This window comes from Kribbella deserti (assembly GCF_042434725.1).
In the GTDB taxonomy this organism is placed as follows: Bacteria; Actinomycetota; Actinomycetes; order Propionibacteriales; family Kribbellaceae; genus Kribbella; species Kribbella deserti.
In genome coordinates this window covers 24,260-37,904 of the sequence record NZ_JBHLTC010000005.1, presented here as the reverse complement: position 1 = coordinate 37,904, position 13,645 = coordinate 24,260, and the positions used below count along the sequence as shown (strand labels likewise).

The 13,645-nt window shown below is 66.8% G+C and carries 14 protein-coding genes; 11 read left to right on the top strand and 3 right to left on the bottom strand.

What is annotated here, in order from left to right; genetic code table 11:
* Nucleotides 1–14 precede the first annotated feature (14 nt).
* From ACFFGN_RS04325 to ACFFGN_RS04310, 4 genes are all read left to right on the top strand, one after another.
* Entirely contained in the window at nt 15–974 is a 960-nt protein-coding gene (locus ACFFGN_RS04325) for a glycosyltransferase family 2 protein (protein ID WP_380043973.1), read from the top strand.
* Nucleotides 971–2,167, top strand: a complete 1,197-nt coding sequence (locus ACFFGN_RS04320; protein ID WP_380043972.1) for an ATP-grasp domain-containing protein — start codon at nt 971–973, stop codon at nt 2,165–2,167. Before ACFFGN_RS04325 ends, ACFFGN_RS04320 begins: the two co-directional genes overlap by 4 nt.
* The gene (locus ACFFGN_RS04315; protein WP_380043971.1) at nt 2,164–2,781 is read left to right on the top strand and encodes a GNAT family N-acetyltransferase; all 618 of its coding nucleotides are present in this window, start codon (nt 2,164–2,166) and stop codon (nt 2,779–2,781) included. Before ACFFGN_RS04320 ends, ACFFGN_RS04315 begins: the two co-directional genes overlap by 4 nt.
* A gap of 88 nt (nt 2,782–2,869) precedes the next feature.
* Nucleotides 2,870–3,994 carry a hypothetical protein gene (locus ACFFGN_RS04310; RefSeq protein WP_380043970.1) on the top strand — a complete coding sequence of 375 codons (1,125 nt, stop codon included), beginning with the start codon at nt 2,870–2,872 and terminating at the stop codon, nt 3,992–3,994.
* Here ACFFGN_RS04310 and ACFFGN_RS04305 read toward each other — a convergent pair.
* Both ACFFGN_RS04305 and ACFFGN_RS04300 read right to left on the bottom strand, forming a co-directional pair.
* Complete coding sequence (locus ACFFGN_RS04305; RefSeq protein ID WP_380043969.1) at nt 3,927–4,919, bottom strand: GNAT family N-acetyltransferase; 993 nt, start codon at nt 4,917–4,919, stop codon at nt 3,927–3,929. The two genes, ACFFGN_RS04310 and ACFFGN_RS04305, sit on opposite strands and share 68 nt — an antisense overlap.
* Before the next feature lie 56 nt (nt 4,920–4,975).
* On the bottom strand, nt 4,976–5,995 hold the full coding sequence (locus ACFFGN_RS04300; RefSeq protein WP_380043968.1) for a hypothetical protein: 1,020 nt from the start codon (nt 5,993–5,995) through the stop codon (nt 4,976–4,978).
* A gap of 110 nt (nt 5,996–6,105) precedes the next feature.
* Between ACFFGN_RS04300 and ACFFGN_RS04295 the strand changes: the two genes are divergently transcribed.
* The 3 genes from ACFFGN_RS04295 to ACFFGN_RS04285 all read left to right on the top strand — a co-directional run bounded on the left by ACFFGN_RS04295 (nt 6,106) and on the right by ACFFGN_RS04285 (nt 8,570).
* Nucleotides 6,106–6,756, top strand: coding sequence for a hypothetical protein (locus ACFFGN_RS04295; RefSeq protein ID WP_380043967.1), 651 nt, complete (start codon nt 6,106–6,108; stop codon nt 6,754–6,756).
* A gap of 286 nt (nt 6,757–7,042) precedes the next feature.
* Nucleotides 7,043–7,519 (top strand): hypothetical protein, encoded by a 477-nt coding sequence (locus ACFFGN_RS04290; RefSeq protein ID WP_380043966.1) that lies wholly within the window; start codon nt 7,043–7,045, stop codon nt 7,517–7,519.
* 40 nt (nt 7,520–7,559) lie between these two features.
* Nucleotides 7,560–8,570 (top strand): NAD-dependent epimerase/dehydratase family protein, encoded by a 1,011-nt coding sequence (locus ACFFGN_RS04285; protein ID WP_380043965.1) that lies wholly within the window; start codon nt 7,560–7,562, stop codon nt 8,568–8,570.
* A gap of 90 nt (nt 8,571–8,660) precedes the next feature.
* Here the strand turns inward: ACFFGN_RS04285 and ACFFGN_RS04280 are convergent, their stop codons facing one another.
* The gene (locus tag ACFFGN_RS04280; protein WP_380043964.1) at nt 8,661–8,882 is read right to left on the bottom strand and encodes a hypothetical protein; all 222 of its coding nucleotides are present in this window, start codon (nt 8,880–8,882) and stop codon (nt 8,661–8,663) included.
* Between the two features lie 93 nt (nt 8,883–8,975).
* Here ACFFGN_RS04280 and ACFFGN_RS04275 point away from each other — a divergent pair, with 93 nt between their 5' ends.
* The 4 genes from ACFFGN_RS04275 (at nt 8,976) to ACFFGN_RS04260 (ending at nt 13,485) form a co-directional block, all read left to right on the top strand.
* A complete protein-coding gene (locus ACFFGN_RS04275; protein WP_380043963.1) occupies nt 8,976–9,113 on the top strand; it encodes a hypothetical protein in 138 nt (45 codons plus the stop codon).
* A gap of 831 nt (nt 9,114–9,944) precedes the next feature.
* Nucleotides 9,945–10,331, top strand: coding sequence for a CU044_2847 family protein (locus ACFFGN_RS04270; protein WP_380043962.1), 387 nt, complete (start codon nt 9,945–9,947; stop codon nt 10,329–10,331).
* Nucleotides 10,328–12,811 carry a S1 family peptidase gene (locus tag ACFFGN_RS04265; protein WP_380043961.1) on the top strand — a complete coding sequence of 828 codons (2,484 nt, stop codon included), beginning with the start codon at nt 10,328–10,330 and terminating at the stop codon, nt 12,809–12,811. The genes ACFFGN_RS04270 and ACFFGN_RS04265 overlap by 4 nt, the downstream gene beginning before the upstream one ends.
* Nucleotides 12,808–13,485: a hypothetical protein gene (locus ACFFGN_RS04260; RefSeq protein ID WP_380043960.1), complete on the top strand. Its 678-nt coding sequence runs from the start codon at nt 12,808–12,810 to the stop codon at nt 13,483–13,485. Before ACFFGN_RS04265 ends, ACFFGN_RS04260 begins: the two co-directional genes overlap by 4 nt.
* The last annotated feature ends 160 nt before the right edge of the window (nt 13,486–13,645 follow it).

Sequence of the window (13,645 nt, the reverse complement as noted above, 5' to 3'; positions counted from 1 at the left end):
CGTAGCCTCTGCGCATGCCTGAACTGGAGCCGGGCCTTACCGTGCTGCTGCCTTGTTACAACGAGGCGGACCACCTCGATGCCGCCTGGGCGTCGATCCACGCCGCGCTCGGTGCGGTCGATGGCCTCGAGGTGCTGATCGTGGACGACGGAAGTACCGACGCCACGCTGGAGCGCATCCGGGCGTTGGCCGCTAGCGATGACCGGGTCAGGTACTTGTCGTTCACCCGCAATTTCGGTCTCGAGGCCGCGCAGGAGGCCGGATTCCGCCATGCCTCCAAGCAATGGCTGGTCCAGCTGGACGCGGACCTCCAGTCGCCACCCGAGGAAGCCCTGAAACTCTTGACGGTCGCGCAGGACGGCGGCTACGACGTCGTCTTCGGCATCCGCGAGCACCGGCGCGATCCGTGGGTACGACGACTGGGATCGGCCGGTCTGGGCCTGGTCGCCCGGGCGATGCTGGACATCCGGATTCCCCGCGGAGCCTCGGTCTTCCGCGTGATCCACACGCCGGTGGCCAGGACCATCGCCGCCATGGAGCTCGGCAGCCCCTACACCGTCGCCAGCATCATCTCGGTTGGCGCCCGCTATGCCTGTGTGCCGACTTCACACCGGCAGCGCAGTGGCAGATCCCGCTGGCGACCAGGGCGCCTGGTCGGTCATGCCTTCGAGTTGTTCTTCAGCTATTCGTGGCGTCCGCTGAACGCCGCCTACGCCGTGGCGGTCGGCGCCGCGTTGAGCTGCGGCCTGCTGGCGCTCCTCGCTTTGACCGGAGCACTAGACGCGGGCACCGTCGCTGCCGGCGCGCTTCTCATCCTGGCGGCGAAGATCCTTGTCACCGCGGTGATCGGGCGATACCTCCATCGCTCCATTCTCGACGCCAGGCACGGGCCGGCCTACCTGGTCCGCGAAACCAACCTCGAGATCCCGGCTCGCTTCCGGCTGGACGGCGGCCTGATGAGGCTGGCGGGATGAGCTCGCCCTTGCTGATCCTGGGGACCGGAGAGGACCAGCTGCCGGTCTACCGCGAAGCGACCAGGCGCGGGCTCCGGACGATCGGCGTTGACCGAAGCAGTTCCGGCCCTGGTGGGCCGGTCGCGGACGAGTTCCTGCAGATTTCGACCCATGACGGTGAGGCGATCGCGGCCGCCTTGGCCGGCCGGACCATCGCCGGGGTCGCGACCGCGGCCAGCGATGCGTGCCTCGCCAGCGTGGTCACGTTGACCGAGCGCTTCGGTGTACGCCGCTGGCTGTCCGCGACGGCGGCGGCAGCGTCGATGGATAAGGCCTTGTTCCGCCGGATGATGGCCGACGCGGGTATCGGCGGGCCAGCTTGGGTGGCCGGTGACGACGCCGGATATCTGATCGCCGCGGCCGGGCGGCTCCGGTTGCCGGTCGTGACCAAGCCAGTGGACGCCTCGGGCAGCCACGGCGCCGGATTGGTGACGACTCCAGCCGAACTGCCCGACGCGATCCACGTCGCCGTCGACGCGTCCCCCACCGGCACCGCCATCGTGGAGGAGTTCATCGCCGGGCGGAACCTCACGGTCGAGCTCTTCCTGCTGGACGGGCGGATCCGCCTCTGCGTCATCTCGGAGAAGCAGCTCAGTGGTTCCGGGTTCGTTATCGCGGGCCATTGTTGTCCCGCCGAGCTAAGCGCACTGGCCCGGCAGCGGCTGGTCGCGGCCTCGGCCGCCGTCGCCAAGGCGATGGAGGTTTGTGACGGGCCACTCAACCTGGACTTCATCCTCACCCCGGGCGGGGAACCGATCGTGCTGGAGGCGGGCGCCCGGCTGTGCGGTAACGGTTTTCCCTTGCTGGTGAAGGCGATGCGCGGCGTCGACACGGTGCGGGCGCTGGTCTCCCTCAGCCTCGGCGAACCGGTCGACCTCGAACCGGCGATGGACCGCTTCGGCCTGCTCCAGGTCATCGCGTCGCCGCTGGCGGAGCCCGCCACCCTCGTCTCAGTCAACGGCGTCGCGGTAGCCCGTGAGTTGCCGGGTGTCGCTTTCGCGGAGGTCTATCCGCAGCCTGGCGACGTGATCCATCCCTTCACCCGATCGGGCCACAAACTTGGGTACGTCGGTGTCGCCGGGGATACGGCAGCTGCGGCGGACCAGACCCTGCGGGCCGCGCTGGCGCTGATCGAAATCGACTTGGCGCCGTGAGCACCGACATCCTCATTCGCGCGGCCGACCCGGCGGAGCTCCCGGCGGTCTACGAGCTGATGGTCACCGGATTCGCGGACGTGTTCGGTCCGGCCTTCGGCGGCAGGCCGGCCGACGTACAGCGCGACGTACTGGTCCGGTTGCGGCAGTGCCGACCGGAACCCGCCACTGGACTGGTCGTCGCAATCCGGGACGGGAAGGTGGTGGGTGCCACCGAGTGGCGGACCACCGAACTGGCCGGTGCCGGACTGCTCCCGCGTCTGCTGGTGCTGACTCGGCTCGGACCGGTGGGCCTGCTGCGCTTCGCCATCCGGACCCGGCCGATCGGCAGACCACCGCTGCGTACCGGCGAGGCTCAGCTGCCCGGCACGGTCGTTGCTCCCGGCAACCAAGGCCTCGGTATCGGCCGGTCGCTGCTGGCGTACAGCCTGGAGGTCACCGAACGGGCCGGGGTCCGGATCTGGCGTGACCTGGTCGCCGAGGAGAACCTGGCGTCCCGGGCGATGCTGACCGCCCTCGGCTTCCGCGAGGTAGCTCGGTTCGGGCCTTCCTGGTGGCAGCGACGGCTCGGTGCTTCGGCCAGTTTAGTGATGGAGCGGCGTGCCGAGGGCTGATCGGCCCGAAACCACGGCACCGGCCGGATCGCCGCAGGTGTCACGTCCATCCGGGTTGGTGACACTCGGTCTGTTGGTGGGCCGCGGCGTGTTCAGGTTGGGCCAGTGGCTGTCCGCGGTGTTGCTGTTGGGCGCTTGGGGACAGACCCGCTTCGCGGTTTTCGCAGCTGCGATCGCCGGTTCGCAATGGCTGACCGCCGTGGCGTCGGCCGGTGCGGAGAAAACGTTGATCGCCTTGGCGCCATTGCCCAACGGTTCCGCCGTACGTCGGCGCCTGCTCGCCTGGATGTCGCTCGGGCTTGTCGTCGTGGTCGGCCTCACCGCTGCGCTGACGCTCTTCGAAGGCCGGATTCGCCCGTGGCCGGTGGCCATGGTGTACGGCGCTTCGGTTGGCGCGTTGCTCGTTGCGGTGGCCGCCCTACGGCTGGCGAGACGGATGTGGCCGGACCTCCTGGCCATGTCCGCGATCGGGCTGGCACACGTACTCGCGGCAGGGCTGGCCCTTGTCGGTCAGTGGCCGGTTGTGGCGGTGCTATCCGCCCTCGCGGGCGTGGCCGCCTTGGCGGCGACCCTCACGCTACTAGCGGCCTGGCGGCTCAATGGCGGCGCCACGGGGACTAGCCCGCGCTCGGTCCACCTCGTGCGGGAGATGTCTCTCACTGGCGCGAGCGAGGTCTGCAACATGCTGGCCGTTGCCGTCGTTTATGCGATCCTTGCGTCCACCAGGCACGCCCAACAGGCTGCCGACCTGTACGTCGCTTCGATGGTGGGCCAGGTCGCCATCGGCGCGGTGGCCTACCTCATGCGGCTCAGCGGCGGAGCGCTTGCCGTGGCGGGTCCTGTCGCGGCAGGCGTGGAGTCCGCGGCCGCGTCGCGATTCCGTACGTGTGCGATGGTCACCGCGCCACATCTGGCGGTGGTCGCCGGCCTGCTTGCCACGCCGTTGCCGGATCGTGTCCTCGTGTCGCTCGCCACCTTGCTGGCTGTTCCTCCCACCCTCTTGGTGCTTCGGGCCTCCGCCTGGGCCGAGTTCAGTGCGGCCGCCGGCCGGAGAGCCTCGGCGACGGCTGCGGTGGCGGGGCTACTGACGGCGGTCGGCCTGGCCTCGTTCCTGATCGGGATCACCGGCGCCACCGGCGGGATCATCAGCCTGCTCGCCGGTATCGGCGTACAGAGCCTCGTCGCGGGACATCTGCTGAGGAAGGCCGGTTGAGGACGAGGAACTGCGGCTGTGGTTCGGCGCCGAAACGCTGCTTGACCTGCTGCATTCCCTTGCCCAGGGACAACTTCCGCCGGCCGTTCTCGACCAGGTGGATGGCCGCACGATGGAACATGTCGAGATAGAACCCCGCCCGGCCGCCCTCGGCGGCATCCGCCTGACCGAACACGCTCATCACCAGATCGGTGCCGTCGTCATGCAACATCGTGAACGCGGCCAGCCGGCCCTCGCGGCGATAGACGATGAACGAGACGTCGGAGCAGAGCGCCAACTGCTCGAAGTACTCGACCGGCGCGGGTGGAAACACCCACCACCGAGGCCGCCGGCGCCGGTGCACTGCGGCCAGCAGCCGGCTCGCCTCGTCCACGGGAACGTACGGCTCCAGCTGGACCGACAGGCCGGGAATCTCGGCCAGCCGACGTTCGATCCGGCGCACCTCGGAGCGTTGTTTCCGGCCCATTGCCCGCAGGTACTGCTCGGTGCCGGTCCACTGGTTCTCGATCACCATCTCCGGTGTCGCCGCCCAACTCACCGCGCCGGCCGTCGTGAAGGCGTCGAGGTCCTCCAGCGGGATGTTGCGGAATCCGACCAGCACCCGACGATCGCCGACCCGTTCCGCCACCGCGTAGGCGGCGGCCCGGACCGCTTCCGTACGCCATCTGTCCGAGGAGCCGCCGACGAATAGCCGGCCCGGTAGTGAACCACCCGGGTGGAGGCGGCAGTCGGCCACCGCGGCCCACGGCATTCGGCCGACGGTGAAGCGAGAAGGAACGGCGGGCGGCCCGAGCAGACGAAAGTGGAAAAGCGCTTGGGCCGCTCCGTCCGCCACGAGCACCGCGACCGAAGGCGTCTGCGACGACCAGGCCAGCGTGCGAAGGATCTGCCCGGACCACAGCGAGCCAACTCCCCGGCTGGTCACCGCCTCATCCCAGCCGGCTGGAGGATCTTCTGTCAGCAGGTTGGCCGTCTGGACCTTCACAGCGGACCCATCACCAGATAGCGAGGTTCCAGCCGGGCACCGAAACTCTCCTTGATGTCGGTCATGCCCTTGCCCATGTCGAGCTGCCGCCGTCCGGTCTCGATCAGCGCTTCGACCGACCGGAACGCGGCGTCGAAGTAGAGGTTCCGCCGCCCACCGGCCGCGGGATCCTCGGCGCCCCAGAGCCCGTTGACGATCGCCTTACCGGTGTCTTCCCACCCCGCGAAGGCGAGCAACCGGCCGCTCTCCGCCTCGCGATAGCTGGAGAACCGGACGCCTTCCGCCCTGGTCATCAGCTCGATCTGCTCCACGGCGATCGGCGGTTCGATCAGCCCGCGATGCCGGTGGCGCATGCGGACCAGCTCCACCAGGCGAGCCGCCGCCTCGGGATCGATCTGCCGTTCCGTTGCCACGGTCAACGTCTGATCAGCGGAGATCTGGCGGCGCAATCTGCGAATGCTGTTTCTGCGCTTGTGATGCAGGTGCGCGAGGTAGTCTTCGACGGCGTCCCACTCGTTGTCCAGTACCGCACGCGGCTGAACCCGCACGGCCACATTTCGGCTGGTGCAGACGGCTGCGAGGTCCTCGCGCGCGAGATGCCGGTAGGCGATGGCGAAGGGCCGCCTCCCGGCGTATCTGCGTACGGCGCGGCCGAACTGGTCCACCACTTCCCGGCGGTCGGCCACGTTGAGCCCGGCGGCGAAGGTGAACCCGCTGTCGGCACCAGGCGGACGCCGTACTTCCAGCAGGGCGGCAAGCGGGAACCGGCTGCCGCGACGAAAACGGTCGGGCCTGGCCGGCAGGCCGAGGGCACGGGCGTGCACGACCGCGATCGGCGTACCGGCGTTGTCCGTGGCCAGACCGAGCAGGGTCGGGTTCTGGCTGTTCCAGGCGGCTGCCCGCAAGGCGTCGGCCGACCATTGCCAGACCAGCTGGTGGTCGGCAGCGAAACGGTCCCATTCGGCCGGAACCGGCTCGGCCAGCGGGTCCAGCAGTTGCACCACGATCGAAGTCATCCGGCCTCCTCTGGCTGCGAGCAGACTAAAGTCCTGCCGCCTCCGGTTCGACCGTTTCGTCGCTGCTCGAATCGATCGACCGGCCCTACCCTCAGACCTACGCTGCTGGGGTGCTAGTCACCTTCCTGCGAACGAACGCCGTGACCCTCCTAGCCGGAGCTCTGGCCGTCGCCGGTGCGGCGTACATCTGGCTCGCCCTACCGCATGAGCGCCACATCACCTCCGCGGGCCTGCTGTTGTTCAAGTTGCTGCCGTTCGCCGCTGGTGTCGTGGCGGTCGCGTGGGTCGACCAGGACCTGGCGAGACGCCTGCGCATGCCGCTATGGCTTATGCCGTTGTGCTTCCTGGGATTCTTCTGCTACTTCGTGCCGAAGATCCTGCGCTTCGCCAACCAGGGCGACTTCGCCAACGCGTACTACCACATGCTCACGTTAGTGCCCTTCATCATCCTCACGATGCTGCTGTCGTTCCGGCTCGGCGGCGGTGCGAGTGGTGTGGTGGTGCGACTTGGTACGGCGCTGATCCTGTTGCAGCTGTCCGGCCTGGAAGACCTGGCCTTCCTGCTGCTGCACGACGTCCGGCCCATCCCCGAAGTCTGGACGTGGGCATCGCACATGACCGTGTTCCTGGGCCATCCGCCGAGCCGAGCCGAGGCGTACGCCTTCATCACGGTCCACGTGGTGCTGGCGATCGCGGCGCTGACCGTACCGACGTCGGCGCTGCGCAGGGCTCGCCCGGTGGCGGACGGTTCTGGTGCTTGAGCGGCCCTTCCGGCGGGCGGCGGCGTTCCGGCGAGCGGCGTGGGCGGCGGCGTACAGGCGGCGATCGCGCCGGGCCGCCCTGACCGTGCCGCTCTATCGCGAGCGAAGCGCGCCTTGGCTGCAACCTGCAAAACCCTTGCACGTAGGGGATTTGGCTGGCAGCGAAGCTCGACTCTGCCCTTTCAGCCGTCCGTGGGACCCGCAGCGCGAGCCGTCCTTATGGATCGGGCGTCCAGGCAACCTCCTGACCGCGCTCCGCACCACCGGCCGCCTTCAACGGACCACCGTGATCCTGGAGGTCCGTGACTCGCTCCTTGACCGCCAAAGGCTCGGTCACCACCCGTACGGCGTCCTCCTGTCGGCCAACGCGGAAGTGCCGTCTGAGCAGTGGCGGGCGGAGCACAACGCCCGGATCGTCGAGCAAGCGTCCGGCCGCGGCCTCGCGGTGGTCGGTGCCTCCGCGGATCTGGTCGAGCTTGAAGGCGTTGTCGAGCGGGGTGCGCTTGAGGGGCCGCCGACGACCGGAGCGGCGCTACTCCACGATCCGTGGCTCGGTTACGTCGCAGCACGTGCGCGCCGCTGCGACGTACTGCATGTGAACTGGCGCGACTATCACGTCCGGGCCGAAGGCGATGCCCTGGCCTGGACCGATCTTCGCCGTAGTCGTCCAACCCTCGTGGATGTCCTGGCCGGATCCGGTTGGGACCTCGGGGACTGTCCGCATCACCACGTACCGGCCCTCTTCATCCGCGAGGACCGGTAGTTCCGACCACACCACCACAGTGGTGCGAAGAGAGGGTGAAATGCCGAACCGTATTGCCCTGGTGACGGGTGTCGCCGGCCTGCTGGGAAGCCACACCGCCCGCACGTTGGCCGACGCCGGATACGAGGTCCGGGCCATCGACAACATGCTCGGTGGCTACAAGGAGAACGTGCCCGAAGGGATCGAGTTCCGGTTGGCCGACTGCCGCCTGCCCGATCAGTACGCCGACCTGCTGACCGGTGTCGACCTCGTCTACCACTGCGCGGCGGCGCCGTACGAGGGACTGAGCGTCTTCTCCCCACTGCTCGTCCACGAACACACCTGCGGCTCCACGGTCGCCCTGGCCTCCGCGTCGATCGCCGCGGGTGTCGGCCGGTTCGTGCTGCTGTCGTCGATGGCGCGGTACGGGCGTCAGCAGCCGCCGTTCACCGAGGACCTGACGCCGGCGCCGGTTGACCCGTACGGCGTGGCCAAGTACTCGGCGGAGTTGACGCTGCGATCACTCGCTGACATACACGGCATGGAGTACAACATTGCCGTACCGCACAACGTGATCGGGCCGGGTCAGCGCTTCGACGACCCCTATCGGAACGTGGCTGCGATCATGATCAACCGGATGCTGCGAGGGCTGCAGCCGATCGTGTACGGCGACGGCTCGCAGCGACGGTGCTTCAGTTTCGTCAGCGACGCGGTCTCTTGTCTGGTGAGGCTCGGCACGGATCCGGCACTGACCGGCGAGGTGGTCAACATTGGGCCTGACGAGGAGACCGTGAGCATCCTGGAGCTCGCGGAACTGATCGCCGAGTTAGTAGGCCTCCCGCTGGACCCGATCTTCGTACCGGGCAGACCGCTCGAGGTGCACCACGCCATCTGCAGCTCGGACAAGGCCCGGCGACTGCTCGACTACCGAACGAGGGTCCCACTCCGCGAAGGCCTCGCCGAGATGGTCGAGTGGATCAATCTCCAAGGCCCAAGGGAATTCGACTACCACCTCCCACTGGAGATCATCACCGCCCGCACCCCCATCACCTGGACCCGACATCTCATCTAGTGACGTGGGCGGGTGGAGTTGCTTGAAGCGGGAAGCGCGGTCGGTTGTCGAACGTCGTCGCAGATCGCTGGGCCAGGCGTCTTCGAGGTCTTATGTCACCTCCTCGAGGTGGTCCATCACCGTTCTCCCCGCGATGACGATGACCTCGAACTGGTAGTACAGCACTCCGTTCACGGTCTTCTCCGGCCGCAGGAAACTGGTATGCGGCAGTGCGATGTTCCGCACGGTTACCGGCTCGCCGCCGGTCGGGGTGGAGAGCCGGGCCGCTTGCTCGGAGATCGCGCCCACTGCCAGGATCCCGCCGATCCGCACCTCGGCGCCCTTCTATGTCCGGGCCACCGCCTCCATCACGATGGCCTGGAGGTGCGCAGAGCGCACGCCTTGCCGGGTGGCTTGGATCGGCAAGTGGCTAAGCTCGACGCGGGCGGCGTCATCATCGGCTCGGGCGAGAGCGGTGACCTCCTGCCAGGGGAGAAGACCGCCGTGGTGGTGAGGCGCAGCCCGGCCTTCGCCCCGACGCCGACTTCCCGCAGCAAGTTCTAGCTGCGGCCTGCCTCGATGGTGTCGAGGTCCCGCGGCGTGATGCAGACGCATCATCGAAGAGAGGCTGAGAACCAAGAAAGGGTTCATATCCCTGGAGATATGAACCCACATGGTGTCCGAGGAGGAACACCCACCTTAACCACACGCCTTGACCTCGAACTGCCGGTGGCGGACGGGCCATCAGTCGGGTGAGGCCAGCCTGTGAACATCGGCCGTCTGCAGTTGCCTCATGAGGTCCTTCGAGATGGTCCGTGCCGCCTCGAGAGGTGTTCAGATGACCATGTCTACGAGCTCCTTAAGCATGTGAGGCTGCTCCGTCAGCGGCGCGACGGAATCCCTTGGCAACGGGCGACGATCTGGGCAAGGCACCGCCGGCGATGATTGCCATCCCCAGCGGCCATGTTGTGGATGCAGCGGACGGGGAGCTCGTAGGGATGAAGTGGTCGGTCTACAGGACGGACCGGCTCGGGGTGATTCGGTCGGCTTGTAGCTGTTGGTGATTCCATGGAAGAGGTCGATGAATGCATGCGATCACGTCCGGTGATCGGCGCGTCGCGGAGATTGCACGACCGCACGAACTGCTCGGCGAACAGACCTATGTGCGTCTTGGCGTCCTATTGCCCCTCGGTGAAGGAGATCGCCTCCTCATGCGGACGCGGGGGTGGCGGCGTACGAATTACCGATCAGTAGTGATGTCCGGTCGCTTTTGGTCACGACGATCGGGAAGGTCGACCAGGGCGGGGTGGTCAGTCGGTTCTTCGTACCGGGGAAAGACGCGCCGATTTGACCGACCGTGACCGACAATTGCTGACTACGCTACGACGTCAGAGCGTGACTGAAAAGATCAGGGGGATGCTGGGGATGCAGTCTGTCGTGGTTGAGACCGAGGTTGGTGGGATCCCGGTACTGGTGGAGGCCGTCGTGGGACCTGGCTTTCAGCGGACTGGCAGTTCGAAGCCCGTGGAAAAGTTGCAGGGCATGTTCACCCGAGCAGAAGCAGTGATCGAGCAGCTCGCTCTCACTGCGGTGCAGATCGGCGAGCGGGTGGCCGCGCAGAGCGCTCGCCCCGACGAGATCGAGGTCCAGTTCGGGTTGAAGTTCTCGGCCACCGGCGACATTGTTATCGCGAGTGCGGGAGCTGAGGCGTCGCTGGGCGTCAGGGTCGTGTACCGCGATCGGACGCTTGGTAAGGAATCCGACGGCGCGGACGCCACATGAGCGCATCGGCCACCCGGTTCCACGGCCGGATCCTCGATGTGGACGGCAGGCCGGTCGGGACGTGCTTCCACCTCGGTGGCGGAGTGTTGGCTACCGCACTGCACGTCGTATACCAGGCCTCCGCTGATGGCGTGGTGCGCTTCGAGCCGCTCGCCGACTCGGCCGCTGGCGAAGGCACCGGGACGGCCGCTCTGCTCGCCTCCGACGCCGATCACGACCTGGCGATCCTGCGCACCGCCACTCCACCTTCGGCCAGCGTGGAGCTCGTTGCGATGTCGGATGACCAAGATTCGGGTCTGCCGATCAGTCTGACGGGATATGCGCTTCTCTCATCAGGGCATTCGTACCGGATTATGCCGTCGTCCGGGCGTTGGGAAGGCCCGTCCAAGGAGGAGGGTGGGCCTGCTACCGGTTGGGTGTACGCGGACGGTGTGCAGCCTGGCATGAGCGGCGCACCGCTGATCCGGCAGCACGACGGGGCTGTCATCGGCGTGCTGATCGACCGCTTCGAGACCGACGAGATCTGGTCCGCAGGCCGCGTTCGGACGGCCCGGACCGAAAGGCTTCTTGAGCTGCTGGCCGGACACACGACGGTCGCTGTGGAATCGAAGGCTGTTCGTGCCCTGAAGCCGGCTGATCGGCTGGCTGAGCAGCCGCTTGATCGTGCGAAGCTCAGAGCCGACCGGACCATCGTCGTTCCCGTGAGCTGGAAGGACGAACGGGAGAAGGGCAGCGCAGCTCTGGGACGCGGTGACGTAGTTGTCGTCGTGGCGCCGCCGGGAATCGGTTCGACAACGTTCGCCGAGCAACTGGTGGCGCACGAGGCTCCGGCGGAGATGCTGATGACCGCCTTCGACCCGGACTGGGAGCATCCGACGGTCGCTGCGCTGCGGCCGAAGGCCGGCTACGTACACGTCCTCGATGTCGAGACGTCCGTGGATCTTGGGAAGGCGCGAGCTTTCGTCGTCGGCCTCACGGAGCTGGCCGGTATCTATCGCGATATGAACGCCAGGCTGGTGCTGACCGTCCGAACCGAGTTCTGGCGGTCGGTGGTCAGCGGCTCGATCCCTGAGGTCCATGTGATTCAGCTCGAGGAAGCACCGGACTCGGTCCAGGTGGTCGGCCGGCGGCTGGGGGTCATCACTGCGAGGCTGCAACCACACGTGGATGCCGACACGGTCAAGCCCTACCTGAAGGGCTTGAGTGCGGTGCAGGCAACGCGGGCTGCGGCGAGAATTCTGGACGCGTGGAGATCCTGGCCTGACCAAGATGACGACAGCCAATGGGCCCAGCGGCTCCACAAGTTGCTCGACAACCACGTCAAGACGCTGGACGGGCTGTTCCTTGCTCCTGAGTCGGCGCTATCCCCGGAGGATCGCTGTTTCTTGCTCGCACTTGCGTGCGTGCAGAGTGTCCGCCTCTCCGAGCTCGACGACCTGAGCACATCACTGGCTGCACGGCTGCAGGCGACAACGGATGACAAGGACAAGGTGAAGGAGAGCGCGTTCGCGGTGTTCAGCCGGCCGGGGCTGGTCGGGCGCGTCAACGCGATCCAGGCGAAGATTCTCCCCGGGGAGATCGTGGTCTTCAAGGAGTCGGCTTTCGGCGACGCAGCTGTGCGCTACGCCTGGGACAACTTCCCGCCGATCCGCAAGCCGATGGCAGACTGGCTGATCGGTCTGGCCGTGAAAGACGCGGGTCGACAAAACCTGGTACAGGAACGGCTGTCAGGTTTGGTCATTCGGCACCAGGACGTCGGCTTCATCAAAAACGAGCTTAAGGAGCTGACCTCCGACAGCCGATGGCTGCTGGAGGAAGTTCTGCTGGCAGGTGCCAAGGACCCGCACATGCAGCGCGGCTGTGAGCAGCTCCTCTATGGCTGGGCGACGACCGCGGGGCTTCGGAGTACCGTGGTGACTGTTGCCAGTCGCATGCTGCTGGAGGGTGTGCGGACCGAGATCGCCGTACGGCGTCTGCAACGCGTTGCGGATGCGACCGAGGACCCGGGCATCGACAAGGCGGTCCAGGAAGCGTTCGAAGCGGCACTCCAGGTGCCCGGGATCCGCGGGACGGTCGCCGCGGCATTCGCTAAGTGGCTACGAGACAATGCTGCTGCGCGGTCCGCAAAGATCGCACTGCGAGCGTTGATGGCCGTTGACACCGGCGATATCCCCTGGCTGCTGAGCGAGCAGGCGTCTGACATCGATCTCATCTTGGTGCTTCGCGAGGCCTTGGCTGACAGGACATCTCATCCTGCACTCGCGGCGATCGTCAGTAGGGCGAGCATCGACGATGCCCGCTACAACGGGATGATCGACGCGCTCGCGCGGGCGCTGGTCGGGCTGGGCTCGCTGGTTCCGTTCCGGCTGTACGAGGCGTTCGTCGGGTACGACTTCAACGGACGCACCCCGGAGGCCGACCTAGACGCGAAGTTCAAGATCATCCTTGCCAGCGACGACGAGCCGCCGTCGGTCGCATGAGATTCAAGTTTCGTCGACGCCGCATCGAAGTGCCCCGGTCGGGTCCGTATCAGTTGCCTACGGCACTCGAAGCGATTCGGTTCGATGCGGCGATCACGGGGTCGTTCACTCCCGGCTCAGCCCGACACTCCGAGGTGACGAGCGTCGTACTGGTGGACGCATGCAACCGAGCAGCAAGCATCTCCCAAGCATTTGGTGCAGACGACGTGCTTGCAGCAGGAGCGGCGATCAACGCCGACCTCGGTCGTCCGCGCGACTGCCCCAACGATCACTACAAACAGTTGACGGTCACGGTCGGCTTGACTGTGACCGCGGAGGCTGCTCGCGCTGCAGCCGAGCATCGCCGCGACGAGGCACGCATTGCTCGGATGAAACACCTGCGATCAGTGATCTCATCGGACCCGAGTCTGCTGGCGATCGAGTACTTAGATCGCAACCCGGGCGCGCCACCGGATCTCGCGAAGATCGTCGAGTACTACAAGATGGCCGGCTATCTGCAGGAAGCAGGAGAGTGGTGGGGGTCCCTGCTGGCGGCTTGGAACGAACTGGTCGCCATATCTGGCAAAACGCCGCAGGAGAGGGCGCGAGTCATGAAGCGGCTGCGCGACGCGATCTACGAAATGGATGCTGGATTGGCTGCCAAGCACTGTCTTCCGAAGCCACCTGACGGATGAGCTGCTCCGTGCATCTTCAGTTTGACGGAATCTATATGATGCGCGGGTACCAGAATCATGCGCCCCGGCTACCGTCCGCGATGCGGAGCTCCTGGACGGCGAACCGGCGTTGCAGGTAGCAGCGCAACTGGCGCTGCTGAAAATCAGAGCAGGCAGCGGT